The 26,036-nt window shown below is 66.9% G+C and carries 25 protein-coding genes; 5 read left to right on the plus strand and 20 right to left on the minus strand.

The window, feature by feature from the left end; genetic code table 11:
* Positions 1-63: 63 nt before the first annotated feature.
* On the plus strand, positions 64-3,198 hold the full coding sequence (locus BN1186_RS16240) for a S8 family serine peptidase (protein WP_082031139.1): 3,135 nt from the start codon (positions 64-66) through the stop codon (positions 3,196-3,198).
* Between the two features lie 138 nt (positions 3,199-3,336).
* Here the strand turns inward: BN1186_RS16240 and fbaA are convergent, their stop codons facing one another.
* From fbaA to BN1186_RS06725, 13 genes are all read right to left on the minus strand, one after another.
* Positions 3,337-4,359, minus strand: coding sequence for a class II fructose-bisphosphate aldolase (gene fbaA / locus BN1186_RS06665; protein WP_040283325.1), 1,023 nt, complete (start codon positions 4,357-4,359; stop codon positions 3,337-3,339).
* Between the two features lie 92 nt (positions 4,360-4,451).
* On the minus strand, positions 4,452-4,997 hold the full coding sequence (locus BN1186_RS06670; RefSeq protein WP_139650906.1) for a hypothetical protein: 546 nt from the start codon (positions 4,995-4,997) through the stop codon (positions 4,452-4,454).
* Positions 4,998-5,082: 85 nt separating this feature from the next.
* A complete protein-coding gene (locus BN1186_RS06675) occupies positions 5,083-5,709 on the minus strand; it encodes a TrmH family RNA methyltransferase (protein WP_052459879.1) in 627 nt (208 codons plus the stop codon).
* Positions 5,706-6,752 (minus strand): hemolysin family protein, encoded by a 1,047-nt coding sequence (locus BN1186_RS06680; RefSeq protein ID WP_218975412.1) that lies wholly within the window; start codon positions 6,750-6,752, stop codon positions 5,706-5,708. The genes BN1186_RS06675 and BN1186_RS06680 overlap by 4 nt, the downstream gene beginning before the upstream one ends.
* A complete protein-coding gene (locus BN1186_RS06685) occupies positions 6,749-8,110 on the minus strand; it encodes a hemolysin family protein (protein WP_040283327.1) in 1,362 nt (453 codons plus the stop codon). Before BN1186_RS06685 ends, BN1186_RS06680 begins: the two co-directional genes overlap by 4 nt.
* 139 nt (positions 8,111-8,249) lie before the next feature.
* Positions 8,250-8,792, minus strand: a complete 543-nt coding sequence (locus tag BN1186_RS06690) for a YceI family protein (RefSeq protein WP_040283328.1) — start codon at positions 8,790-8,792, stop codon at positions 8,250-8,252.
* Positions 8,793-9,038: 246 nt separating this feature from the next.
* Positions 9,039-9,773: a LemA family protein gene (locus BN1186_RS06695; protein ID WP_040283329.1), complete on the minus strand. Its 735-nt coding sequence runs from the start codon at positions 9,771-9,773 to the stop codon at positions 9,039-9,041.
* Between the two features lie 138 nt (positions 9,774-9,911).
* On the minus strand, positions 9,912-10,313 hold the full coding sequence (locus BN1186_RS06700; protein ID WP_040283330.1) for an NUDIX domain-containing protein: 402 nt from the start codon (positions 10,311-10,313) through the stop codon (positions 9,912-9,914).
* The gene (gene pyrE, locus BN1186_RS06705) at positions 10,313-10,861 is read right to left on the minus strand and encodes an orotate phosphoribosyltransferase (RefSeq protein ID WP_281278441.1); all 549 of its coding nucleotides are present in this window, start codon (positions 10,859-10,861) and stop codon (positions 10,313-10,315) included. Before pyrE ends, BN1186_RS06700 begins: the two co-directional genes overlap by 1 nt.
* Positions 10,862-10,995: 134 nt before the next feature.
* A complete protein-coding gene (locus BN1186_RS06710; RefSeq protein ID WP_040283332.1) occupies positions 10,996-11,469 on the minus strand; it encodes a hypothetical protein in 474 nt (157 codons plus the stop codon).
* 2 nt (positions 11,470-11,471) lie between these two features.
* Entirely contained in the window at positions 11,472-12,134 is a 663-nt protein-coding gene (locus BN1186_RS06715) for a LysR family transcriptional regulator substrate-binding protein (RefSeq protein ID WP_040283333.1), read from the minus strand.
* A 112-nt stretch (positions 12,135-12,246) separates the two neighbouring features.
* Positions 12,247-12,990 (minus strand): PH domain-containing protein, encoded by a 744-nt coding sequence (locus BN1186_RS06720; RefSeq protein ID WP_040283334.1) that lies wholly within the window; start codon positions 12,988-12,990, stop codon positions 12,247-12,249.
* Entirely contained in the window at positions 12,990-13,784 is a 795-nt protein-coding gene (locus tag BN1186_RS06725; protein WP_040283335.1) for a DUF6585 family protein, read from the minus strand. Before BN1186_RS06725 ends, BN1186_RS06720 begins: the two co-directional genes overlap by 1 nt.
* A gap of 81 nt (positions 13,785-13,865) precedes the next feature.
* Here BN1186_RS06725 and BN1186_RS06730 point away from each other — a divergent pair, with 81 nt between their 5' ends.
* The 3 genes from BN1186_RS06730 to BN1186_RS06740 all read left to right on the plus strand — a co-directional run bounded on the left by BN1186_RS06730 (position 13,866) and on the right by BN1186_RS06740 (position 16,616).
* The gene (locus tag BN1186_RS06730) at positions 13,866-14,219 is read left to right on the plus strand and encodes a DUF5997 family protein (protein WP_040283336.1); all 354 of its coding nucleotides are present in this window, start codon (positions 13,866-13,868) and stop codon (positions 14,217-14,219) included.
* A gap of 9 nt (positions 14,220-14,228) precedes the next feature.
* Complete coding sequence (locus BN1186_RS06735; protein ID WP_052459880.1) at positions 14,229-15,884, plus strand: NERD domain-containing protein; 1,656 nt, start codon at positions 14,229-14,231, stop codon at positions 15,882-15,884.
* 177 nt (positions 15,885-16,061) lie between these two features.
* Positions 16,062-16,616, plus strand: coding sequence for an SMI1/KNR4 family protein (locus tag BN1186_RS06740; RefSeq protein WP_052459881.1), 555 nt, complete (start codon positions 16,062-16,064; stop codon positions 16,614-16,616).
* A gap of 28 nt (positions 16,617-16,644) precedes the next feature.
* On the opposite strand, the gene BN1186_RS06745 is transcribed toward BN1186_RS06740, so the two are convergent.
* Positions 16,645-17,457: a mechanosensitive ion channel family protein gene (locus BN1186_RS06745; protein WP_040283337.1), complete on the minus strand. Its 813-nt coding sequence runs from the start codon at positions 17,455-17,457 to the stop codon at positions 16,645-16,647.
* An 89-nt stretch (positions 17,458-17,546) separates the two neighbouring features.
* Between BN1186_RS06745 and BN1186_RS06750 the strand changes: the two genes are divergently transcribed.
* On the plus strand, positions 17,547-18,047 hold the full coding sequence (locus tag BN1186_RS06750) for a hypothetical protein (protein WP_040283338.1): 501 nt from the start codon (positions 17,547-17,549) through the stop codon (positions 18,045-18,047).
* A gap of 11 nt (positions 18,048-18,058) precedes the next feature.
* Here BN1186_RS06750 and BN1186_RS06755 read toward each other — a convergent pair whose 3' ends face one another.
* The 6 genes from BN1186_RS06755 to BN1186_RS06780 form a co-directional block, all read right to left on the minus strand.
* Positions 18,059-19,546 (minus strand): FAD-dependent oxidoreductase, encoded by a 1,488-nt coding sequence (locus tag BN1186_RS06755; RefSeq protein ID WP_040283339.1) that lies wholly within the window; start codon positions 19,544-19,546, stop codon positions 18,059-18,061.
* 95 nt (positions 19,547-19,641) lie between these two features.
* Positions 19,642-20,091: a hypothetical protein gene (locus BN1186_RS06760; RefSeq protein WP_040283340.1), complete on the minus strand. Its 450-nt coding sequence runs from the start codon at positions 20,089-20,091 to the stop codon at positions 19,642-19,644.
* On the minus strand, positions 20,084-20,389 hold the full coding sequence (locus tag BN1186_RS06765; protein ID WP_218975413.1) for a helix-turn-helix domain-containing protein: 306 nt from the start codon (positions 20,387-20,389) through the stop codon (positions 20,084-20,086). Before BN1186_RS06765 ends, BN1186_RS06760 begins: the two co-directional genes overlap by 8 nt.
* Positions 20,390-20,482: 93 nt before the next feature.
* Positions 20,483-21,010, minus strand: a complete 528-nt coding sequence (locus tag BN1186_RS06770; protein WP_139650908.1) for a hypothetical protein — start codon at positions 21,008-21,010, stop codon at positions 20,483-20,485.
* Between the two features lie 221 nt (positions 21,011-21,231).
* The gene (locus tag BN1186_RS06775) at positions 21,232-23,982 is read right to left on the minus strand and encodes a sigma-70 family RNA polymerase sigma factor (protein ID WP_052459882.1); all 2,751 of its coding nucleotides are present in this window, start codon (positions 23,980-23,982) and stop codon (positions 21,232-21,234) included.
* A 113-nt stretch (positions 23,983-24,095) separates the two neighbouring features.
* Positions 24,096-26,012 carry a GmrSD restriction endonuclease domain-containing protein gene (locus BN1186_RS06780; RefSeq protein WP_040283342.1) on the minus strand — a complete coding sequence of 639 codons (1,917 nt, stop codon included), beginning with the start codon at positions 26,010-26,012 and terminating at the stop codon, positions 24,096-24,098.
* Between the last annotated feature and the right edge of the window lie 24 nt (positions 26,013-26,036).

Here is a 26,036-nt window from a genome sequence, read left to right on the forward strand (position 1 = left end):
GTCTGACGCCGAAGAGCCCGCAACGCCGTTACATTGTCGCCACCTCAACGTTTAGGAGGACTCATGTCCCAGCCTGGTGGGTGGCGCACTGCAGCAGCAACGGTGCTGATCGCGGCCCTGACCCTGACCCCCTTCGCGGCCCAGGCCGACGACGGCCCCGCGGCCCCCGTCGACCTCGGCAACCTCACCGATTTCATCCCCACCCCCACCGTCGACAGGGGTGAGACGTGGGCCACCGGCGAGTGGTTCGTCGAGTTCCGCGCCGAGCCCATCGCCTCCGGCGGGAAGAAGGCGCAGATCCAGCGCGACCAAGCGGATTTCACCACGGAGGCCAGGGCTGCCAAGCTGCCGGCCGACGTCAACCACGTCTACACCCGCCTCTTCAACGGCGTCACCGTGACCGCCTCCGGCGCGCAGGCCCAGCGGCTCGCCGGCCTGCGCTCGGTCAAGTCCGTCCACCCGGTGCTGGGGATGCGGGTCCCCGCCGCCCCGCCTTCGGCGGAGGGCGCCGCCACCAAGCCGTCGCTGGCGATGATCGGTGCCGACCGGGCCCAGAGCGAACTGGGCCTCACCGGCGAGGGCATCAAGGTGGGCATCATCGATTCGGGCATCGACTACACGCACCCGGATCTCGGCGGCACCGGCGACGAGTCCGCCGTCTTCCCCACTGAGCGCATCCCGTACGGCCGGGACTTCATTGGGGACGATTACGGCCTGATCCTGGAGGACGGCAGGGTGACGGAGGTCACCCCGGACGCCGATCCCATGGACTGCGCGGGGCACGGCACCCACGTGGCCGGCACCGTCGCTGGCGCGGGCGACGTGCTGGGCGTGGCACCCGAGGCGACGCTCGGCGCCTACAAGGCGCTGACCTGTGAGGGCGCCACCACCATGGCGGTGATCCTCGAGGCGATGGAGCAGGCCACCGTCGACGGCATGGACGTGGTCAACATGAGCCTCGGCTGGCCGTTCCAGGGCTCCCCCAACCACCCGTTGTCCAAGGCGGGAGACCGGATGGTCGACGCCGGCACCGTGCTGGTGGTGGCCGCCGGCAACGAGGGCGAGTACGGCGTGCAGTCGCTGCGCTCGCCCGGCACCTCGGCCAAGGCCATCACCGTGGCCTCGTTCGACGCGACCGGCGTCTCGACGCCCGAGGTCGTGTTCGCCCCGGCCGAGGGCAGCCCCATCAGCTCCGGCTACCTCTCCATCAGTTCCGCCCCAGTGCCCAACGGCTTCACCGGCGAGGTGGCTACGTTCAGCGACCCGCTCCAGTGCAAGCCGGACCCCACGCTGCGTGGCAAGGTGGCCATCTTCTCCGGCAACGGCGGCTGCGACCTCAACCGCCGCACGACGCTGGCCCTCGAATCCGGTGCCATCGGGATCATCGTCTACAAGGACTTCTACTTCATCGACTGGGTCGACAGCATGGAGGCCCCCGCCATCGGCATCCTCACCGACGAGGGCAACCGCGTACTGGAGGCGCTGAAGGAAGGACCGGTCACCGTCACCGTGCCCGGCACGTTCATCGAGGATCCGAACGCGTACACTCCCGGGCTGATCTCGTTCTTCTCGTCCTGGGGCCTTGATTCCACGCTCGGGCTCAAGCCCGACCTCGGCGCACCTGGCGGCAACATCTACTCCACCCTCCCCGTGGGGATGGGCGGCTACGGCCTGAACTCGGGCACGTCCATGGCCTCACCGCACGTGGCGGGCGCCGTGGCGCTGCTGCTGCAGAGCAACCCCACCTACACAGCCGACGAGATCCGCACGAGGCTGCAGAACAGCGCCACCCCCGCCGCGTACTCGTTCATGCCCGACGCGGGCGTGCTCGACGGCGCGCACCGGCAGGGCGCGGGCCTCATCCACGTGGACAAGGCGGCCGAGCAACGCGCCACGGTGTCGCCGTCGAAGCTGTCGGCCGGGCAGTCTGCCGACGGCCCGTTGCGCCAGACCATGACGCTCAAAAACGGCGGCGAGGCCCCCGTCACCTGGGCGTTGTCGCACGACGACGCGGTCACCACCTCTGTGGCGTGGGACGAGGGCCGGGTGCACACGCAGCCGGACTTCACGCAGGAGGCGGCGAAGGTCACCTTCTCCGCGGAGAGCGTGACCGTTCCGGCCGGCGGCACCGCCACCGTCGACGTCACCATCGATGCCCCCGAGACCGCACCGGAGACCGCCGTCTACAGCGGCTACCTCCGCTTCGCGGCTGAGAATCAGGTGATCATGGTGCCGTTCGCGGGCATGAAGGGCGACTACAGCGCCGCGCCGCTCCTGCTGGACATCGAGAGCACGTTCCCGCCCGCGCTGGGCACGCTGTGGGAGTGCACGCAGTGGGTGGACCGCATCTGTGAGGAGCCGCTGTTCGAGCCCATGGCCGATCTGTCGGTGCCGTTCCACGAGGGGGCCCTGCCCGGGATCGGGTTCGTGCTGGGCACGCCCGCGTCGAAGCTGCGGATCTGGGTGTTGGAGGCCGATGAGGAGGGCAACCCCATCGAGGCCAGCATCCAGGAGGTCTCCACGGAGCTGGATCCGTGGCAGGCGCCGGAGCTGCAGGCGGCCCCGTGGGACGGCCTGCGCTACGACGACGACGGCGAGCTCGTGACCGCGCCCAGGGGCTCCTATGCGCTGCGCATCGAGGTGATGAACTTCGATTCGCCGGCGAAGGTGGAGACCTGGACGTCGCCCGCCTTCCTGTGGCTGGAGGAGGACGAGCCTGAACCGGAGCCGGAGCCTGAGCCCACGGTCAAGCCGACGGCGAAGCCCACCGCGAAGCCGACGCCCACCGAGCCGCAGGATGTGTACAACACGCCTGGCCTGCACAACGTCAACGGGCGCCAGTGGTTCACCGCGTGCGAGCCGTACTCGCAGACGGTGCGCTGCCGCACGATGATCATGGCCACGCAGGTGACCCAGACCGACGGCGTGTTCACGCAGCGCACCGGCTGGGTGTTCAACAACCTGACGTACCTGCCCCGGATGACGCGCGCGGAGTGGGGCAGGAATCCGCTGGCCAACAGCGGCTCGTGGACCGCGGCTGACGGGCGGAAGTGGCGCACCGAGTGCGACACCGCTGCCACGGGTCGCGGTGGGTGTCGCTCCTACATCACCGCCAGCGTGATCGAGGCCACCGACGGCGGCTACGCCTGGGCGACGAAGGAGATCCTCAACAACATCGTGCGGTTCAAGCAGCACTGACGTTCCCTGAGCCAGACGCCTGCGAGGAACGAGGAGCGCGTCTGGTCGAAGGGCGAGTGAGTTGTACATCAGCGGGAACGCAGAAGGCTCCGGGGAGATCCCCGGAGCCTTCTGCGTGTCTAGGCGACTAGCGGCAGGTCACTTGGCGGCCTGGCCGGCGGAGCGGAGCTGCTCGCAGGCCTCGACCACGCGGCGGGCCATGCCGGCCTCGGCAGCCTTGCCCCACGCACGGGGGTCGTACTGCTTCTTGTTGCCAACCTCGCCGTCGATCTTCAGCACGCCGTCGAAGTTGCGCAGCATGTGCTCAGCGACGGGGCGGGTGAAGGCGTACTGGGTGTCGGTGTCGATGTTCATCTTCACGACGCCGTGGTCAACCGCGTCGGAGATCTCCTGGGCGGTGGAGCCGGAGCCGCCGTGGAAGACGAGGTCGAACGGCTTGTCCTTGCCGTACTTCTGGCCGACGGCGTCCTGGATCTCCTTGAGGAGCTCGGGGCGCAGCTTCACGGCACCCGGCTTGTACACGCCGTGCACGTTGCCGAAGGTGAGGGCCGTCAGGTAGCGGCCCTTCTCGCCGAGGCCGAGGACCTCGATGGTGCGGATGCCGTCTTCGACGGTGGTGTAGAGCTTCTCGTTGATGGCGGCTTCCACGCCGTCCTCTTCGCCGCCGACGACGCCGACCTCGATCTCGAGGATGATGTTGGCCTTGGCGCAACGCTCGAGCAGCTCGTCAGCGATCTGCAGGTTCTCCTCCATGGGAACGGCCGAGCCGTCCCACATGTGGGACTGGAACAGGGGCAGCTCGCCGCGGGCGACGCGCTCCTCCGAGATGGCCAGCAAAGGACGCACGAAGCTGTCCAGCTTGTCCTTGGGGCAGTGGTCCGTGTGCAGCGCCACGTTGATGGGGTAGTTCTTCGCCACTTCCTGCGCGAACACGGCGAACGCGGTGGCGCCCGCAACCTTGTCCTTGATGGTGTGGCCGGAGAAGTACTCGGAACCACCGGTGGAGACCTGCACGATGCCGTCCGAGCCGGCCTCGGCGAAGCCCTGGAGGGCGGCGTGGAGGGTCTGCGACGAGGAGACGTTGATGGCCGGGTAGGCAAAGCTGCCCGCCTTGGCCCGATCGAGCATCTCCGCGTAGACATCAGGAGTTGCAACTGGCATGTTTGCCCCTTTTTTCTCGATGAAAGTCGGTTCGCCTTCCAGCCTATCGCGCCCACGGAATCGTGTGAACGGTGGGGGCAATTCACCGTGGGTCAGAGGAGGTTGTCGAGCGCGCTGGTGTCGAGGCGGACGCGACCCAGGGAGTAAGCCTGCGCGGCGGAATCGATCATCGCCGGGGTGGCGTCGAGGAAGCTGGCGGGCACCTTCGCCACCTGCTGCCCGTTGGATTCGACGACGACGCTGGGCCCGGCGCCGAAGTTGCGGCCGGCGAGCTTCAGCGCAGACACGTCCGGCCACGCGACGCGGGCCGTCGTCGGGTGGACGAACTCGACGCCCGCGGGGTCGAGGTAGAACGCGACGCCGTCGGAGATCGCCGCAAGGTCCTTCTTCGCGCGGTCAAGAGCGACGGCGGAGAGCACCAGCCACAACGTCGAGGAAAGCACCCAGAACACGGCGATGCCGATGGTCCAGCCCAGGGACCAGTCGCGGCCGAAGAACCACCACAGCACGGCGAGGATGGCAAAGGAGATCACCGTGGAGATGACCCGCCACCGCAACGCCCCGCGGGCCCTGGTGACGCGCGCCGCGGTGGGCAGGGGCGTCAACCCGGCCGCGAATCGTTGTGCCTGCTGCTCCATGCGGGTCATGCTAGCGCTAACGCTGGTTGAGCCTGCGAGCGCAGCGAGCAGTGTCGAAACCCCGACGCTCGTGAGACTCGCGGGATCAACCGGCGTCGTGGTGCAGCCGCCAGTGGTACATCGCGATGGCGGCCGCGGCGCCGGCGTTCATCGAGCGGGTGGAGCCCTCCTGCGTGATCGCGACGAGGCGCTCGCACCCGGCGACCATCGCGTCGGTCAACCCCGGCCCCTCGGAGCCGAAGATCAGGCAGCAACTGGCGGGCAGGACGGCGGTCTCCAGCGGCACCGAGCCCGGCAGGTTGTCGACGCCCACAGGAGTCACGCCCCGCTCCCCCAGCCACGCGAACAGCGACTCCTCATCCTCGTGGTGGTGGACGTGCAGGTAGCGGTCCGTGACCATCGCGCCGCGCCGGTTCCACCGTCGCTTTCCGACGATGTGCACCGCCGCGACGTTGAACGCGTTGGCGGTGCGCACGATGGAGCCGATGTTGAAATCGTGCTCCCAGTTCTGGATGGCCACGTGCAGCCCGACGCGGGTGCGGTCGAGGTCGGCGACGATCGCGTCGAGCCGCCAGTAGCGGTACTTGTCGACGACGTTGCGGCGGTCGCCGTCGCGCAGCAACTCTGGGTCGAGGCGCTCGTCATCCGGCCACGGCTCCGGGTGCGGCCCCACCCCCACCGTCGGGGCGGTGGGGTCGTGTGGCTCGCTCATCCGGCGTCGGCGACCGTATCGACGATCGCCGTGGGCATCAGCCCGGGCAGCACGTCGCTCAGCGTCACGATGCCCAGCTCGCGACCCCCCTCGGCCACCACCGCGATCTGGGTGCGGGCCTGCCGCAGCTGGTTCAGCGCGGTGGCCAGCCCTGTGTCGGCGGGGAGGATGACCGGCGGGCGGGCCAGATCCATCGCCGGGCGGCTCAGGTCCGTCTCGTCCAGGGTGTCGCGCACGTGCACGATGCCGACGGTGGTGCCGCCGTCGCGGACGAGCACACGCATGTGCCCGTGGTCGCGGGTGACGGCCTGGACGTCGGCGAGCGTGCCGTCAGCCGGCACGGCCGCGAGGTCCTGCTCCTCGGGAAGCAGTTCCCGCACCTGGCGCTCGCGCAGGGTCAGCACGGAGGTCAGCGACTGCCCGTAGTTGGCTTCGAGGGTGCCCACTTCGGCGGAGTGTTCGACGAGGTGCCGCAGCCCGGCGACGTCCTGCGTCGCGGTGAGCCCATCGACGGGGGTGGCGCCGGCCTTGCGCACGAGCCAGTTGGCCATGGAGTTCATGGCTTTGAGGATGGGGCGGGCGAGGAACATGAACATCCGCATGGGCACGGCCAGCAGTACGGAGGACTGCTCCGGGTGCGCGATGGCCCAGCTCTTCGGCGCCATCTCCCCCACCACCAGGTGGAGGAAGGTCACGATGATCAGCGCCAGGATGAACGCGACCACATCCGCCACCGCGGTGGGCAGCCCCGTGACCTGCAGCAGCGGGGTGAGCGCGTGGTGGACGGCGGGCTTGGTGAGCGCACCGAGCGCCAGGGTGCACACGGTGATGCCCAGCTGGGAGCCGGCCAGCACGAGGGTCAGCTCGTGCGAGCTCTTGATGGCGGCGCGGCCGGCCAGGGTGCCGGCGCGCTCCTCGAGCCGGTGGGGTTTGGCGGCCATGAGCGCGAACTCGACGGCCACGAAGAACGCACTGAGCGCGATGATGACGATCGTCCAGATGGTGACGGCCCAGCCGCCCATCCCTGATTCGAGGAGGATCATGCCTGCTCCTCCACAACCTCGGGCAGCGTGATGCGCACGCGTGCGGGAACATGACGTTCGACGGCGAGCACCTCGATGCGGACGAGCCGCGACGGGGTGTGGGCGTCGATGGCGCGCTGCGCCGCCGTCGGCTCGAGGACGAGGTCGACGACCGCGCCCTCCTCCGGCAGGTCGCCGTGCGCCTGGATGATGAGGCCGGAGATGGTCTCGTAGTCGCCGACGGGGAGCTTGAGGCCGATGGCCCGCTCCACCTCGTCGACGTGGACGTCGCCCGGCATGACCCACACGCCGTCGTCTGCCTGGGGCAGGTAATCGAGATCATCAGGGTCGTGCTCGTCGGTCAGTTCGCCGATGACTTCCTCCGCGAGATCCTCGAGCGTGACCACGCCCACGAACGAGCCGAACTCGTCGATGACGCAGGCCATCTGCTCATTGGACGAGCGAAGCTGGTTCTCGGCGTCGGGCAGCTTGGTGATGTCCGGCAGCCGCAGCGGCTCGCGGGCGATCTTGAGCACCGGCTCGTCGAGGCCGCGGTCGCTGCGCAGCAGATCTGCCAGCTGCACCACGCCGACGACGTAGTCCTCCTCGTCGACGATCGGGTAGCGGGTGTGGCCCGTGGCCATAAGGGCGCGGACGTCGCCGATGGTGGCGTCGTCGCGCACGGCGTCGACGCGGACGCGGGGCACCATGGCGTGTTCGAGGTCGCGGCGGGGGAAGTCGATGATGCGGTCGATGACGTTGGCCATCTCCGGCGACAACGTGCCGGATTCGCGCGACGCGGCCACCACACGCTCAAGATCCGTGGCGGAGGCGGCTGATTCGACGTCGTGGACCGGCTCGATCTTCAACGCACGCAGCAGCAGTTCGGCCGCCTTGTCGAAGACCCAGATGATGGGGCCGAAAATCAGCAGGTAGATGCGGGTCGACGGCGCGAGCGCGTCGGCAACCGGGCCGGAGCGGGCGATGGCGTAGTTCTTGGGGAACAGTTCGCCGAACAGCATCTGGACGAAGGTGGAGAAGGCGATGGCGACGATGCCGCCGATCGCCACACTCACTGCGGTGAGCGCCCCGCCGTCGAGCATGGTGCCGATGGCCTGGCCGATCAGCGGTTCGGCCACGTAACCCACCAACAGGCCCGTGACGGTGATGCCCAACTGGGCGCCGGAGAGCATGAAGGAGGTGCGGCGGGTGATCTCAAGAGTTTTCGCGGCACGCTCATCGCCGGAGCTGGCACGGGAGCCCAGTTTGGAGCGGTCGACGGCGACGTACGCGAACTCCTGGGCGACGAAGTATCCGGTGGCGACCGTGATCAGGAACACGACCACGACGCCTACGAGCAGGGAGACAACTGGGGTCATCGGGGTTTACCTCTCAGAGGCAAACGTTGGGACCCCTCCGATGTGTCGGTGCATGGCATGCGAAATAGTATGACAGGTTACGCAAACGCCCCCGGCATGGGCCGGGGGCGTGTGTGCGGTGCGGTGAACCCGCGGGAGATCAGGCGTGCTGGATGGCGGAGATCTCGCACTCGAGGGTGATCTTGTCGGAGACGAGGAAGCCACCGGTCTCGAGGGCGGCGTTCCAGGTCAGGCCGAAGTCGGCGCGGCTGACCTGCGTCGAGCCTTCGAAGCCGACGCGCATGTTGCCGAAGGGATCCTTGGCGGCGCCCTGGTACTCGAGCGGGATGGTGATGGACTTGGTGGTGTCCTTGATGGTGAGGTCGCCGGTCACCTCGACGACGTCGCCGTTGATAGCGAAATCGGTGCCCTTGAAGGTCCAGACGGGGTAGTTCTCCACGTCGAAGAAGTCGGCGGAGCGCACGTGGTTGTCGCGGTCGGCGTTGCGGGTGTTGACCGACGCGGGGTTGATCTTGACCTCGAGCGTGGTGTTGCCGGGGTTGGCGCCGTCGACGACGGCCTGGCCCTCGAACTCCTCGAAGGAGCCGCGCACCTTGGTGACCATCGCGTGGCGGGTCACGAAGGAGAGGGTGGTGTGGGTGGGATCGAGGACGTAGGTGCCGTTGAGCTCGTTGAGGTTCATGCGAAGTTCCTTCAGTGGTTGTTTCCGTGTTGGTAGTTGAAACTTTAACAGCCTCTGGTTCAAAGTTCAACCACTTCTGCGGAAATCAGGCGTTTGCCCTAGTCACTCCGGCATGTCGCGCAAGCCGTCTAGTGCTCAAATCTAGATTTGGGGCCCCAGCGCGGTGAAGGAGCGCGAACGACGGCGCCCCTCCGTCGAGACGACGAAGGGGCGCAATTCGTGGGTTGAGCTTACGAAACCCAGCGGTCAGTTCTGGAACGGCGGGCGATCCGCGGGCTGCTGCTGGCCCTCCACCTGCTGCTGAGGGGGCTGCACGGGCTGCTGGTAGCCACCCTGCTGCTGCGACGGAAGCTGCTTCGTCGCTTCGGGCGCGGCGGCCGGACGCTGGGAGATCTCGCCGAAGTTCACATCGGGGGCCTGGCGCACCATCGGGTCGTTGACCTCGAAGTAGGTGGCCTTCTCGAACTTCGCGAAGCCAGCAATGATGTTGCTGGGCACCGACTCGATGCGCGTGTTGTAGTCGCGCACATTGGCGTTGTAGAAGCGACGTGCGGCGGCGATGCGGTCCTCGGTATCAGTGAGTTCCTGCTGCAGCTGCATGAAGTTCTGGTTGGACTTCAGATCCGGGTACGCCTCCACGGAGACGAGCAGGTTGTGCACGGCCTGGGTCAGCTCAGACTCGACGGCGGCGCGGGCCTCGGTGGGCTGCCCGCCGGAGTCGCCGGCCAGGGAGCGGGCCTGGTTGCGCAGTGCGGTGATCTGCTCGAGCGTGTTGCGCTCATGCGCGGCGAACCCGCGGACGGTCTCCACCAGGTTGGGGATGAGCTCGTAGCGGCGGTTGAGTTCGACGTCGATCTGACGCCACGATTCCTGAATCAGGTTGCGGCTCTTGACGAAGCCGTTGTAGGCCCCGACTCCCCACAGCACCACGCCGAGGGCGATGACCGCCAGCACGGCGAGAATGATTAGCAACGTATCCACGAAGTTCTCCTATCGTCGGGATTCACGGTACCGCAGGCGCAGGGGCGCAGCGGGTTCATACCGTGAGCAATTGGATGGGGTCATGGGCCTTGGAGGGCGTTTTTCCCGGCGTGTCGCGCCGTGACCCTATCCAATTGCTCACGGGCGGGCGGCCAAGGCCTCGGCGACCAGGGCCTCGATCTCGGGGACTGCCAGGGTCATCTCCCCCAGCGACGGCGGGCTCACCCACCGCAGTTCGTCGTGCTCGTCGGGCGCGAGGTTGGACACCTCGCCCTCCCAGTCGGTCACGACGAAGGCGTGGGTCTCCGCGTTCGGCACATCCACCGCGGTCTCCAGCCGGGTCATCGCCGTGACCCGCACGCCCAGTTCCTCGAGCAGTTCGCGGCGCACCGTCTCCTCCGGCGACTCGCCGTCCTCGATGTGCCCCCCGGGCAGGTCCCACACGTCCGGATAGACCCGACGCTCCGGGTGGCGGTGGCACAGCAGCGCGCGACCGTCGCGCACCAGCACCCCGAAGGCGACCCTGTGGAGGTCACCCATCACAACCCCAGGTCGGCCAGGCCCAGCGCGTAACGGTAGTCGAGGCCGGCCTCGGCCACCTTCTCGGCGGCGCCGGTGCTGCGGTCGACGATCACCGCGACGGCCACCACCTCCGCGCCGGCCGCACGCACGGCGTCGACGGCGGTCAGGGCCGATCCGCCCGTCGTCGAGGTGTCCTCCACGACGAGCACCTTGCGGCCGGCGACCTCCGTGCCCTCGATGCGGCGCTGCAGCCCGTGGGCCTTGGATTCCTTGCGCACCACGAACGCGTCGAGTCGCCCGCCGGCGGCGGCGCGGGCGTGGAGCATGGCGGTGGCGACGGGGTCGGCACCCAGCGTCAGCCCGCCCACGGCGTCGAATTCGAGGTCTGCGACAAGCTCGTTCATCACGCGGCCGACGAAGGGCGAGGCCGCGCCGTCGAGCGTGACGCGGCGCATGTCGACGTAGTAATCGGCCTCCTTGCCGGAGGCGAGCGTCACCTTGCCGTGCACGACGGCGAGGTTCTTGACATGTTCGATGAGGGCGGCGCGGTCAGTGGTTCCAGTCACGCCCCCCATTGTGTCGCACGTGAGCGTCCCAGAGGCGTCCCGCCCCTTGAGCCAGCCGCCCGCGGCCTGTCGCTTGTGCTGAGCCAGTTCGCGAGGAACGAGCGGCTGGTCGAAGTGAAGGGCCCCACACGTTGCTAGGAGGTCAGGTACGGCTCGCTCTGATCCGGCACGTCGTGGCCGCGCCACTTGTCGAGGCGCTTGCGCAGCATCATCGCCGCCACCGGGACCACCAGAGTGATGAACCCGACGGCGAGGTAGGCGCCGATGAACGCCGAGGAACCCACCTCCATGCCGCCGTGGAATCGACGACCGTGCCCGGCGCCCACGGCCATGCTGCCGATACCCAGCAGCAGCGGGGCGGCCACGAGGAACGTCCACATGGCGCCCAGGCGCACGCGGGCGATGAGTGTCTTGGCCCAGAGGTCGCGGCGGCCGAACACGATCAGCGCGGGCACCGTCAGCAGGCACATCAGCACCGCGCCCCACGGCCACACGGCCATGCCGGAGGTAGCCCCGATCAGCGCCCACGCGTCGATGCCGAGGGCACCCAGCGCGACGGCGACCCCGGCCAGCGACCACCCCCAGCTGTTCCCGTCGTTGCTCGCCACGGCTACCTCCTGCGGGGTCCCTTGGTGCTCGCCTTCGCGCGCCCACCTCGCCTCGCGGCGGGCTTCGACCCTGCCTTGGCCTGCCGCCCCTTCTTGGCAGCGGGCTCGTCGCCCTTGGCCTGCGCGGTGCGCGTGCTGTTGACGGTGCGTCCGCGCACCACGCCGATGAACTCCTCGATGAGCGGATGCTCGTTGTCTACCCGCCACGCCAGCCCCACCGTCGTGGGTTCGGCGTCCACCAACGGTAGGTAGATCATGTCCTTGCGGCTCCCGGAGCGCGCGATGGACATGGGCACGCGCAGCACCGCGGCGGAGTAGGTGGCCAGGTCGATGCTCTCGAGCGAAGCGTCGTAGATGACACGGGTGCCGTCGTCGGCCAGGTCTTCGGCCGTGATCTCGTCGAGCGCGGCGAGGATGTGGTCCTTCGAGAGCCACAGCACCGGCTGCTCGTCGTAGAGGGGGATGACGTGGAGCCCGTCCTTGTCGATGGGTAGCCGGGCGAAGCACATGTCCACCTCGCCGTCGACGACCGCCCTGCGCTGGGCCTCCTCCGTCACCTCAACGACGTCGAGCGGCTCGTGGAATCGTTCGCCCCAGATGCGCCGCCACTTGGTGAGCGTCACTCCGGGGACGAAGCCGATGCGCAGGCCCGCGGAAGATGTCACCCCTTGACGCTACTGCACCATGGGTTGAGCCCGCGAGCCCTCCGACGTGACCAGGGCAGGCCGCGAAGGGGCGAGCGGACAGATCGAAGGCCCCAGCAGCCCGGGCGACACTTCACCTGTTTCGGAGCCGCTGCCCCAGCAGGGGCGCGGAGCTGAGCTCGGAGTTCAGCGAGGTGGTGCCCCGGCTGTGCCGGATCCGCCAGGTGGTCTTACGCCCCTCGCGCACCTCGATGTCGTGCACTTCTCCCCAGGGGATCCAGGTGCGGCGCAGCCCACGGACGGCGAGCACGCCGTCGTCGTCCACGCGCACCAACCGTGCGGGTCGCGGGAAGAAGACGTAGAGCCCCACCACCACCGGAATCCACAGCAGAATGAGGAAGATCTTGCTCCAGCCGCCGTCGCGGAAGGAGACGAACAGCACGATCGCGCCGATCCCCCACGGGATGAAGGCGAACAGCGAAGTCGAGGCGGGCGACGCGTGCCAGGTGGAGTTCGGGGTGTCCGGCACGTCTCGCACCCGCGGCACGGTCAGCAGGCTGGCGATGAACCAGACGCCGATGGCGGCGAGGTAGACGGGGGCGGCGATCAGGGAGGCTTGATGGGCGTCGTGGGCAAGTTCGAGGGCTCTTTCGTATCCGAAGGTGCCGCCGGGCCGTTGGCGGCACAGGTCGCCGGGGCTCATGGGGCGCCCCCCGCAGGTGGCCGCGGGTTGGTAGGTGGCGGCGAGGTGGGGAGCGTAGTAGCGCCAGGCGATGTACGCGATCACGGGCGCGACGAGCGGGCCAGAGTAGCCGCCCGTGCGGAACCGTTCGAGGGCGGCCGGGCGGCTTGAATTGGCCAGCGGGTTGTTGGTCATCAGACCTTTCCGAGCTGCGGTGCCTGCAGCGCGATGAGGGCCGCGAGGGAGGCGAAGTTCTCGGTGTCGCGCACGGCGCCGGCCACCCTGTCCTTGAGGCCGTCACCCCAGGCGAGCTCCCATCCACCGGCCTCTATGACCCAACTCGTCAGCGACTGGTACGGGACCTCGGCCCCGGAGCGGGTCAGGACCCCGGTGGGGGTGAGTACCAGCGGGCCGAAGTCGACCTGCCCGCCGTTCCTCAGCTCCTCCGCCAGTTCGGGGAGGCGTACCTGTGCCTGCTGCTGGGCGACCGCGGGGCCCACCGCGAGGCGGAACGGCGTGGGCCCGCTGAGCTTCCAGCGCTGCCCGTCGGCGAGGCGGAGCTCCTGCTGCACCTCGGTGGGTGCGGGCATCGACCCCTTGTACCAGGTGATCCGCTCGTCGCGGAGGGAGGAGCCTGTGAACGGCGCGACGAGCACCGGCTTGCCGCCACGGCCCTCGACGAGGCCACGTTCGAACACCGCCACCTGCTTGCTGCCCTGCGCCATCCGCACCAGGGCCTTGATGAGTGTGTACCCGGCCACCAGGGTGAGGATTCCACCGACGATCAGCGCGATGGCGTTGGGCGCCTGGACCGGGGCCTGCAGGCCGAAGATCGCGAGGCCCACAACGACGAGGGCGGTGATGCCGACAATGATCAGTCGCGTCGTCTGTTGGCGCGCGGACTGCCCCTCGTGGGCGGAGACGACTGGGCCCAACTGCTGTGCGTCTGCGGCGTCGACGAGCTGCTGATACTGGCTGGTTTGTTCCATGACTCAGTATGAGTCGCGACGGGTTCACCCCTCGCCGTTCAACGCCCGACGAGCACCCCACGCGACGGCTAGGCTGCTCGCATGAGCCAAACGATGAAACCCGCCACCGCGGCCGCGAAGCTGGGCATCTACCTGCCCGCCGCGCCGGAGGAGTTCCAGAACAGCCCCATCACCCGCGACGAGCTGGACGATCTCCGCGACAACCCGCCGGCCTGGCTCGTCGACCTTCGGCGCAACGGTCCGTTCCCCCGCGATGTGGTGGCGCAGAAGTTGGGCGTCTCCAAGTCGGGTCTCGCCCGTGGCGGCCTCACCGAGGCCCTCACGCACGATCAGATCGGCGAACTCCTCGCGAACCCGCCGGCGTGGCTCGAGCGCGAGCGCGAGACCCACCAGAAGGTGCTGAAGGAAGAGGCCCGCCTCCGCCAGGGTAAGTAGGGGCGAACCGTGCCGCACTTGATCCCTGAGGACCCGCGCTTCACCACCGAATCCGAGCGCGCCGTCTGGGAGCAGTTGCGCGACACGCTTGGGCCCGACGACACCCTCATCGCCAACTACCGCCTCACCACCACGGACAGGGACCACGAGGCCGACCTGGTTGTCGTGATGCCGGAGGTCGCCGTCGTGGTGGTCGAGGTCAAGGGCGCGGGCACCGCGCTGTCCGACGGCCAGTGGAGCATGCTGCGTGACGGCACCCGCGAGGAGATGGACCCCGTCGCCCAGGCCCGCGACACCAAGTACGCGCTGCGCCACTTCGTCGAGACGGATCGGCGGTGGGCGCACTCGTCGCGGGCAGATGTGCGGTTCGCGCATGCCGTGGTCACCCCGTTCACGTCGCTGGGGGACGTGACCCTCCCGGACGCCCCGCGGTGGATGCTGCACGACCGCGAGGATCTCCCCCACCTCGCCGAGCGGCTACGTGATTTTCCCACCGGATTCGAGACGCACCGCCGCGCCCCGTCTGTGGAGGACTGCGACGTGATGGTAGAGATCCTCACCGCCCGCGGCACCGACGCGGCGCCCAGCGTGGTGGATGCGGCGGATGAGCGTGAGGCCCGCGCGGACAGGCTCACGCAGGAACAGGATCTCATCCTCAAGGTGACCCGGCTGCTCAACCGCATCGAGATCCGCGGAGGCGCCGGCAGCGGCAAGACCGTCCTGGCGTTGACGCAGGCGCGGCAGTTGACGGCCGGGCGCGGCGGCCGCCAGAAGCAGCGGGTGGCGCTGCTGTGTTACTCCATCGGGCTGGCGAGCTACTTCCGGCGGGAGACGGAGACGTGGCGCTACAAGGAGCGCCCGGCGTTCGTCGGCACGTTTGAGGATCTCGCCAACCTGTGGGGCATCGAATCCGGCACGCGCGACGACCACGCGTTCTGGGAGACCGAGCTCCCCGTCCTCATGGCGGAGAAGGCCCAGGAGTTGCCGCCGGGCAAGCGGTTCGACTCCTTCGTGGTGGATGAGGCGCAGGATTTCGCCGAATCCTGGTGGCGCCCCCTGCTCGCGGCGCTGAAGGACGAGGAGAACGGCGGCCTGTTCCTCTACTCCGACGAGGGGCAGCGTCTGTTCGAACGCTACGGCCGCCCGCCGGTGCCGCTGGTTCCCCTGGTGCTGGATCACAACCTGCGCAACACCCGGCAGATCGCCGAGGTGTTCAAGCCGCTCGCGCCGCGGATGAGGCTCCAGGGCGGCGACGGCCCCGAGGTGCTGCACGTTGAGGCCTCCCCCGAGGACGCGCTGGATGTGGCCGACGACATGGTGGAGACCCTGTTCGACGAGGGCTGGCACCCGGGCCATATCGCCCTCCTGACGACGGGCCGCCGGCATCCGGAGCAGAAGGCACTGCAGGAGGAACTGGGCCAGGCGGGCTATTGGCAGACGTTCTGGGACGAGGAGGTGAACTTCTACGGCCACGTCCTGGGCTTCAAGGGCTTGGAGCGCCGCGCGGTGGTGCTGTGCGTCAACGAGGACGGCACGCACGAGCGGTTCAAGGAGCGCATGTACGTGGGCCTGTCCCGCGCCACTGACCGCCTGATCGTGGTGGGCAGCCTCGACGCGATCGCCCAGGCCGGCCCCGACGTCGTCCGCTCCTTGACCGCCGGTTGAGCCCCGTCGCTGGTTGAGCCGCCAGCCTCCGAGGAACGAGGAGCGCGGGCGTGTCGAAACCCCCGCTGGCCCCTGAGCGTCGCCGGCGAGGAACGAGCCAGCGCCGACGAAGGACCCCGCAGCGTTCCCAACACCCCAACCCCCGCCACTGACCCCACTGCATGCCAAGCTCTTCCCATGACGGATATCAGCACGCAGTGGTACCGCATCGAGGCCCACTTCGAGAAGGCCGGTCTGACCGACACCCTCCACGACGGCGCCTCACCCGACGACATCGCCCAACTTGAGCGTGACCTCAACCTCACCCTCCCCACTGACCTCCGCGACTCCCTCCTCAGGCACAACGGATCCGACGAAGGCGCATGGCCCTATGGCGGCCTACTCGACGTCAAGGGCATCAAGAGTGAGACCGACATCTGGCGCGGCCTCCTCGACGACGGCACGTTCGGCGACCGTGCCGACCACGACGCCTCCATCCGCCCCGGCATGACGCAGACGGGCTGGTGGCACCACGGATGGGTGCCGCTCGACGCCGACGGCGGCGGCAACGGGCATGTCGTCGACACCGCCCCGGGCGAGAACGGCTCGCTGGGCCAGGTGCTGTTCATGGATCACGAGGTGGGCCCCACCGGCCCCCAGTTCGGCTCCACGGTGGAGTACCTGCAGGAGATCGCCGACCGCCTCGATTCGGGCAAGCTCCGCTGGGAGAACGAGATATGGGAGGAGTACTGACCGCCGGCCCGGCCTAGTCGGGCGGCCGTTAGCTTTGCGCAACCCCCGCGTCGACGAGCCGCACGGTGACCACCTCGTCGCCGCTCTTGACCTTCTCCTCGCGGAAGGCTTCCAGCACGCTTTGGATGACTGCATCCTGGGCGTGGCGAGTTTCGAGTTGCCGGGCGCCTGACCAGAATCGCAGCTCCATCCGGACTGTGGCGGTGCCGATTTCGCGTAGCAGGGCTTCGGGTTCAGGCTGGTCGAGCACTGCGGGGATGTCGCGCATCGCTTTGAGGGCGACCTCACGGGCCTTGGTGAGGTTGACGGCGTCGTCGAGGTCCACCATCACAGCGGAGCGCACGCGTTCGTAGCCTGTCTGCACGGTAACTATCTCGGAGTGGATGGCGGAGTTGGGAATGAGCACCAGCCGCCCGTCGAAGGTGCGCATTGCGGCGTGGGAGAGGCCCATTTCGCTGACGGTGCCGGAGTGGCCCATGACCTGGATCTGGTCGCCGACCCGGAACCGATCGCGCGCGAGGATGACGATGCCGGCGAACATATTGCCCAGCACGGTCTGGAAGGCGATGCCTGCGGCCAGGGAGATGATGGTGATGCCGCCCAAGACGTCGACGGGTTTGACGCTGGGGAACACGACGGTGAGCGCGGCCGCGGTGGTCAGCACGATGATGACGCCCTGTGTGAGCTGGGAGAAGACGCGGGTGGAGCTGGCGCTGCGTTGGCGGAAGGCCAAGAACTTCGCCAGCAGGATCCGCACGAGGTTGCCGACGATGATTCCGCCGGCGACGACGGCGAGGCCGGTGAGCACCGCTTGCCAGGTGATGGGAGGAAGATCGATCATGGGGTTCCTTCCTGCCCTGGCTGTGCAGGACGTCGTGGGTTCCAGTCTGCCTTGTCTCGCCTAGACTTCGCCGGAAGGAAGGAGCTCTGATGGTCAAGCGAGTGAAGAAGCATCCCGACGGCGGCGCAGCCCCGTCGGATGCTGCGGCAGGCACGGGGACCAGCCTGGACGAGATCGTCGCCACCCTCCGCAGTTCCCGGTGTGACTACTGCCTCTCCCCCATCGAAGTGACGCGCCCCAACGACGCCTGGGCTGAGAGCACGGATGAGATCGCCTTCATGCTCAACAGGGCCGGGAAGAAGTACGACGACATCGTCTTCGCCTGGTACTGCACCGAGTGCGACAACTTCAGCATCGTGGGCACCGACTTCGAGGAGCAGTGGCTCGACAGCGCCGACGACCCGATGCAGTGCGAGGCCTGCTCTGCCGTCACGTTGCACACCATCGACCCGGCCCAGGGTGCCCTCAAGGACCGGTCCACCTATCTGGCCTTGAAGAAGGAGTACGGCGCGGACGCCCTTCTCAATGGCGGGGCGACCTACTGTCAGCAGTGCGAAACGGTCGAGTTCTTCCCGCACGAGGACGCCTGAACCCTGGGCTCCTAGCTCAACTGGTTCAGGTCCTCGGCTGCCGGACCTTCCAACCGCTTCCCATCCGCAGCGAACCGCGACCCGTGCAGCGGGCAGTCCCACGACGAGGCCTCGTCGTTCCACTTCAGCACCCCGCCCAGGTGCGTGCAGACGCCCGAGACCTTGCAGGTGACCCCGTTCACGGTGGACATCCCCACGGGCTTTCCATCCACCCGTCCGACGATGCCCTCACCCTCCGCAGGCGCCTCATCCGGCAGCGACTTCAGCTCCGCAGCAACCCAGTCCTTCGTCATCTCCCCCGCCACCGCCACCGAATTCTTGGCCACGTCGGCCACGGTGCCCAGCTTCAGCGAAGGACTGTTGAGCACATCAGCCCACGCCATGTGCCCGCCCAGGATCTGCTGGCTGAGGTTAAGCGCTGCCGCCACCGCGTTGGTCATTCCCCACTTGTTATAGCCCGTGGCGGCGTAGATGGACCCGCCGGCCCTGGGCAGCGGGCCGGCGAAAGGCAACGTGTCGTGCGGCTCGTAATCCTGCGCCGACCATGCATGCGTCATCTCCGCTCCAGGGAAGTGTTCCTTCGTCCAGGCCTCGAGACTGTCAACAGCCTCCGACTCCCGATCGGTCCTCCCCGTCACGTGACCACTCCCACCCACCATGAGCAGCTGCCCCTGGGACGTCTCGACGGTGCGCAGCGACCTCGTCGGCGCATCGATGCTCAGGTACATCCCCTGCGGGATGGACCCGGCGGGTTTGTGCATCGTGACGTAGGAGCGCTGCGGCACCAGCTTGGCGAAGTGCCCTCCCCTGTCCAGGAACGGAGCCCCGGTGGCGAGGATCACCTGGCGGGCCGTGAGCTTCCCGCGGCTGGTGGTGATCTCCACCGGCTGGCTCGACGTGGCGTCGGTGACCCGCACTCCCTCGACGAGCACCCCGCCGTGTTCCACGAACTGGGCGCGCAGGGCGTCGAGCACGAGGAGTGGGTCGATCTGCAGCTGATCGGGCAGGCGCAGCGCACCGGCCACTTCAAACGGCAGCTCGGTGGGCTCCGCCATCTCGACGGCGAGCCCCACCTGCCGGCACGCCTCATGCTCCGCCCCCAACTCCTTGAGGCCCTTCTCCGTCGTGGCATAGGTCCACGCGTCGCGAACCTGATACTCAACGCCCTTCTCGTCCATGAAACGACGCAGCCAGGCCTGCCCCTCGCGGTTGGCCTCCAGGTAGGCGGCGAGCATCTCCGGCGAGTGCCGGTCCAGGATCGTCGAGAACTGGCTGCCCTGCAACAGCGACAGCTTCGCTGTGGTGTGCCCCGTCGTGACGGCACCCACACGTTGATCCTCGAGGATGACGACGTCCTGCCCGGACCGGGCCAGCAGCACGCCGACGGCGAGCCCGGTGAGTCCAGCCCCGACGATGACCGTCTCGGGCGGCAACCCGCCCAAGTCGATGTGGTCTGTGTCAGTCAGTTCCGGATGAAGGTCGAACCAGATGGAGTCCATGACTCATCATCGCCCACAGGGTCCGTTCCGGCGGAGTAAAGCGCGATTCCCCACAAGGCGAGCGTCAAGCAAAGAGGGACGCCGACTGACGACCACTAGCTGTCCTCGGCCAGGTCCGCCTCGTCGAAAACAAGCTGACCGCGCTGCAGGATGGGCATGAGCAGAGGCTCTCCCAGCACCCTTGCGGACACGTCAGCCAGAGCTTGGCGCATATAAGGAAGCAGGACCATGATGCCAACCTCGTTAGCGAACGCGTTCATGGTCGCTTTGTCCATTAGCCGCTCACCCTCGCCCTCCACGGAGTAGATCGCTGCGGGCTCCACAACGAACTCAGCATCCGGCAGCTCCAGCTCCATGCGGAGATAGATGCGGAACAGAACCCTTCCATCCTCGGCGCGTGCCCGCTCAAGTCGCAGGTAGTAAGACGGTCCGAGAACGTCTCCCTCCTGCCGCACCACATCGCGTTTCCGCGCAGCGAGCTCCTGAAAGTCAATCGTTTCGAGGTTCGCGGCCTTGACAAGCTCCTGCAGCGCGTCGTTAACCATGCTGGGCCACCTGTGCCCTCACCCCGGCCCAGTCCACTCCCGCTAGGCGTCTAACCCGGGGGGCCGGGAACGGGATGACATTTCCTACCCGTGACTCGACATAGCCGTCCTGGTCGTCGATGACGCGGTGCTCAAGGCGGGCGCCCACGGCCAGGGCATAACGGCGGATCGTGCTCAACGTTGGGTTGGCGTCATAGCGCTCAAACTGAGACACCGCGGCCTGAGACACTCCCATCCGCTCAGCAACCATCGCCTGCGTGAGTTGGTGCTGCTGGCGCAGCGCAACGAGTTCCGACAAGAGCCCCCGCTGGGCCAAAGCGAGCGAACGTGCCCGGGAACGAATGATCTCCCTCGACTCCGACATAAGCTATAACTTATCACCCGTGTCAAATCAGCGGATTCGTTCCTGAAGTTCCGGAATGCCCCAGCGTGCCCCGTACTCCTCTGCGTAGAGGCGTACTGCGAAGTCAATCTCCTCATCTTGGGCCCGACGGACTTGACGCGGTGACCCACCGACCCACTTTTCGAACACATGGAGCCCCACGGCACAACTACGAAAGTCCGGTTCGATGTAGAGAAGGCGAACATGCACCGCAACTCCCCGTTGCCCTCCTCCACCGAGTTGCTCCACTCCCCCGGAAACTTCCCAGCGGATCTCGAACATATCGATCGTCGGCTGACCCTCGATGCTCTTCACGTGGTCGCTTGGTTTCAGTCCCCCAGCCTCGGCCAGTTCCAGCCGGTCACGAAACTGCTCCTCGGCATCAATCTCGGCGTAGAGACTGTAGGACAGCCCGGTATCGCGCAGCACCTGCATGAGTACCCCCACTGCCGCGTCAATATGTCGGCCATCCGAGCAGCCACGCATGTAGAAGTCCACATGCACATCGAGACTGCACAGAGATGTCTTCTGCCTCATGTAGGGACGATATCGCCGGACTCTGACAGAACTAGCTCAACGAAGGGTTGACTTCGTTTCTGAACCGCCGCGGGTCTCAATCCGTCGAGGGGGTACACCGGAGGTCGAACACTCAGGACTGGGGTCGAACCAGGTGGAGTGCATGGCCCATTCTGACCCCGACGAGCGACGTCGGCACTCGCGCCGAGCCAGCCCCCGCCAGGGGCTGGCTCGGCTTCAAGTCACACCATCGCGCGCCGCGGCACGGCTGGTTCAACTGCCCCAGCCTCACCCGGGGCAGCCCGACGCGGAGCAGGCCCTGCTTGTCTGGCTGCGGACAGGATCTGCTTGCGGCGTAGCTGTCTCGTCTGCGCTGCACGCTTCAGCAACTCCTGCAGGCGGGGCGTCACGACGCGCTCTCCGCTGGGCGCGCCACCACCTTCGCTGAGCAGACGCGACTTCGCCTCCTGCTCTTCAGCAATCTCTCGGAGACGGGTCATCCCCATCTTCTCGATCTGGCGGATGCGCTCGCGGGTCACCCTAAGACGTTGGCCGATAACCTCCAGCGTTTCGGGCTCACCGGTCAGGAGGCCATATCGAGCTTTCAGGACGAACGCGGTGCGCGGATCCTCGTGGGCCAGCGGGCTGAAGAGCGTCTCGAACTGCTGCTTCAGCGCCCGTCGTTCGACAAGCTCCGTTGCCGCATCATGAGCATGGCCGTCGAGGGGTTCGAAGATGACGGAGTCTTCCACTTCCTCCGACAGCCACTCGGTGCTGATGATCGGGCGAGAGAGGCGGGCAAGTCTTGCCACCTCATCGCCGGTGACGTCCAGTTCGGCGATACCGTCTGGAAGCTCTGCGCAGAGCGCGGTCCACGAGAGGCCTCGTTCGCGCCTGAAACGCTCGATGCGCACCTTCTTCTCATACATGTGCACGGGGATACGGATCGTCGAGCCTCGATCAGCCAATCCCCTGGTTACGGCCTGCTTGATCCACCAGGTGGCGTAGGTCGAGAACTTGTTGCCCCGCCTGTAGTCGAACATCTCGACGGCGTGCATCAGGCCGATATTGCCCTCCTGGATGAGATCCAGAAACTCAAGGCCTCTGCCCGTGTAGCGCTTGGCGAGCGACACCACCAGCCGGAGGTTGGAGCAGATCGTCTGCTCCCGGGCTTCCTGGCCTTTGCGTTCCAGAACCTCAAGGTCAGCCCTGTCATGGCGGGAATCCCCAGAGTCCATCAGGTGCCGGGCATAAAGCCCTGCCTCAACGCTTCGAGACAGGTCAACCTCTTGCTCAGCACTCAGCAACGGATACTGGCCGATCTTTGTCAGATAGAACTTGACGAGGTCATCCGTCCAGAGCGTCTCCCCCAACTGGGCGGCTGGCTCCGGATCTTCCTCCGTCGCCAGATCCGGTTGCTTGGCCGGACGGTGGTCAGCCAGTAGGCGGCCCGACGCGGGGCTGGGCCTTTCGGGCTGCTGACCGGCAGGCGGGGGCGGCGGATCCTCCGCCGCGCCGTCGCGTCGCGGCAACTGCGCGTCGCCCACGCCGTCGACACCCAAGAAGCTCAGCAGGCTCCCCAGCTGCCCATCCTCGCTGAGGTCAAAGACCTGGGACGCCTCAGCAAACGGCAGGCACTCGTCGTAGAAGTCCGGGATGTGACCCGCAGCGGTAGGGTCCTCTACCGTTCCCGCGGCATACAGAACGACGAATCGTGCCAGCTTGTCTGCCCGCCGACGCAGCACACGCCCAAGCCGCTGGATCATCTGCCGCCGGCTCCGGTTGGCAGCAGTCACGATCCCGAGATCCGCATCTGGCAGGTCGACGCCCTCGTCCAACACGCGCGGCGCGGTCAACGCGGTGACGGCACCTGTGCGGAAGAGATCGATGCGCTCTTCGCGGGAATCCTTGTCGAGTTCGCCATGAACGGCGGCCGACGAGCAGCCCGCACTCCCAAGCACCCTCGCAGCTTCGAGGCTCGCTTCCTTCGTCTGCGTGAAGACGATGCTGCCGTGCGCCCGGCGGATGGCTTCGCTCAACGCTTCGAGGACCACCATTTTGACCGGGGTCTCGGCCAGGAGCCGCCTCCGCTCCGAGAAGAGCTTCATGTAGTAGCGCGCAAGCCCGCTGGCCTTCGATCCGGAACGCTCGTTGGCCAGATCACTGACGGCCTTGAGGAAACCGGAGATCGTTTCGCTGTGGACGCCGTGCTGTATCAATCCGTCACGAGCGCCGCGGAGGTTCTCGGTGAGCTGGAGATACCTGGCCTGTTCTGCGGGCAGGAGAGGGACGCTGACCTGCGCGAAGCGGAACGGAGCAATGAGCTCATCAGCCAGAGCTTGTTCATAGCCAAGATCGTGGACGACACCACCGAAGTACTCGCTGAGGATCTCGTCGCCGTCATCGCCACGCTCGAGGGTTGCCGTCAACCCCAGTCGCCAGTCGAAGCCGGCCCGCAGCGCCATCGAGAATCCTTCTGCGCCCGAACGATGAGCCTCGTCAACGACGAGCAGAGCCTGCTCACCGAAGGGGACAGCGGGCCGATTCATCGCCGATTGGATGGTGGTGACCAGCACGCGCCATGGCCGCGCGTCACCGATCCGTTCGCTCACTTGGACTTCAGGCAACAACTCCTGCAGCGTGGCGACCCACTGTTTGACGAGCACCAGAGTGGGGACGATGACCACAGCCCGACGGCCAGCGTTGAGCGCCTCTGCAATGGCAGCGATGCCCACCCTGGTCTTGCCTGCACCAGTGACCGCTTGGACCACTCCGCGGCAGCCCGCGGCCTTCCAGTTTTCGAGGGCCTGCTGCTGCCAGGTGTAGAGCGCGACGGAGAGCCCAGCCGCACTCGGAAGGGCTGCGGCACCGGCGCGGCTCTTCTCCGCCATCAGTTGCTGGAGATGTGCTTTCGCAAGCGCGATCTCAGCATCGATGGCCTCTAGCGACGGCATCCGGCCGTGGCGCGTCGGCGCTTCCTCCACAGACTTCATTGCCTGCACCCTTCTCGAGGATCTGGCTACTGGTTGGATGCAGTGGACCCTATCGGGAAGCTCCGACAATCTGCGCTCCAGGCCTTCGTCCTCAAGAAGACGGACAATGTTGCTCAGTCCCTTTCGGCATTCTCCTCAGGGAGTTCCATACGCTCAACGTATTCCCGCAGGCTCCCGATCGTCGTGAACACTTTGTAACCCAAGACCGACAAGCTCTCCAACTCCGCTGCTTCGGGGTCCAGCTCCAGCACCACCGGGTCTCCCAGCCCTTCCTGCAACCCTCGCGGCCAAAAGGCCTCCGCCACTGCGAGGAGTTCACCGGTTTCGGGATGGGTCACCTCGACGTCAGTCTCGGGCGGCGCGAACCCTTCGTTCTCAAGATCGTCGAACAGCTGCGCAAGTTCCGCCGAGCGCGGGTCCGCCTCAGATTCAAAGTGCGCGGCACCGGCCGGAGTGAGTTCCTCGGGCACCTCGTGCGAGAGTTCATCGAGGAAGGCGTTGATGCTCGCCGCCAGCAGCTCGCGACGGCGTGCGAGGAAGCCGCGGTAGTTCTCCACCAACCGGAGTTCGGGCTCAAGGGGAATCCACTGGCTCTGCAGCGCGCCGGGGGCCGTTGCCTCGACGGCATCGAAGTACTCGGCCGGGTCACGGTCACTAATCGAAATGTTGGTGCCCTTGGTGAGGAAGCAGAAGTTGGCCACAGCGTTGACCTCGGCTCGGTCGTAGCCATGCCGGTAGAGAAGGGCTCTCGGGAAGATGTGATGCACTTCGAGCGCGGAGTTTCTCCCCAGAAGGCCTTTGGAAAGCACGATGCCATCGCCGAAGTCTCGCGCATTCTGCGTCCGGGTCATCAGATACAGCACGGGGTAGAAGCGGGCGCCCACGCTGTATCCCTCGAAGTCCGATGGGCGGACTCGGAGATCTCCGCGCCAGCGGGTGAGGTTCGCCTCAAGACCGTCCAATCCCGCTTCGTCGACGGCGCTCAGATCCTGGTTGAGGACAGTCTCGGTGGAGCCGGCGAAGCGTCCCCACATCCCGGCGTGGATGTACCAACGTAGTAGCCGCCCACGTTCGGCTGGGGAGAGGTTTCGCTTGTTCACGTTGTGCAGATAGCGGCACATGATGGGGAAGGCGTAGCGGCCCATCAGTACTCGGTCATGGTCGATCCCGAGGTAGCTGCCGACCATGTCGAGTAGATGGTTGATGTGGTTCTCGGCCTCAACGAGACCTTCTTGGAAGCGCTCGATGGGCACCTCCGCAAGCGCAATGAAGCGAGCTTCGCCGGTGACGATGGCGTTGACGTTCCTGAGTACCCAGTCGAGGCTGAAGTGAAAGCCGTTCTGGGCCCAGCGGTCCCTCATCTCGTTCATCCGAGAGCGCGCCTCCGGCCATACCGCACACACCTTCGCCAAGGCGAGGTCACCTTTGGAAAGCTTGGTACCTCCTGAGTTGACCCGGTTGAAGATGTCGACGACGACGTCGATGGTCTTGTCCGCTCCCGTGACCTCATCGATGTGAACCTCGCGATTGCGGATGTTGTTGACCCGCTGGAGCCGCTCAAGATAGGTGGTCAGCTTCTCGGGCGCCACGACGTGCATTTTCGCGATGAAGGGCCCGAGGTCCTGCATCACTGCGGTGACGTCGACCCATAGCGGATTGTCACCCATCTTGACGGGCGCGTAGAACTCGAACAGTTCATCCTCAACGTTGAAGTGCAGACCGGAGAATGCATCGCCCCTGCCCTCGAAGAAGGGAGGTTTGTGGCCACGAATAACACCGTAGAGCGACGTAGCACGCTGCTGCCCGTCGAGGAGGAGCCGGACGTTGCCGTCGGAACGTGCGGAATCAGCTCGGCTGGATGCCGAGCCCGCCGGCGTCGTCCACGTCATGAACCCCCCAACGGGGTAGCCCCGGTAGAGGGAAGTGAACAACCCTCTGACTTGCTCCCGGTTCCAGACATACCCTCGCTGGAACTCGGGGAGGGCGATGTCGCCGTTGTCGATCTGATCGAGGATGGTGGAAACCTGCATGACTCTTCCATTGGGCGCTGTGTG

Origin of the sequence: Tessaracoccus massiliensis, from assembly GCF_000826065.2 — a bacterium.
In the GTDB taxonomy this organism is placed as follows: Bacteria; Actinomycetota; Actinomycetes; order Propionibacteriales; family Propionibacteriaceae; genus Arachnia; species Arachnia massiliensis_A.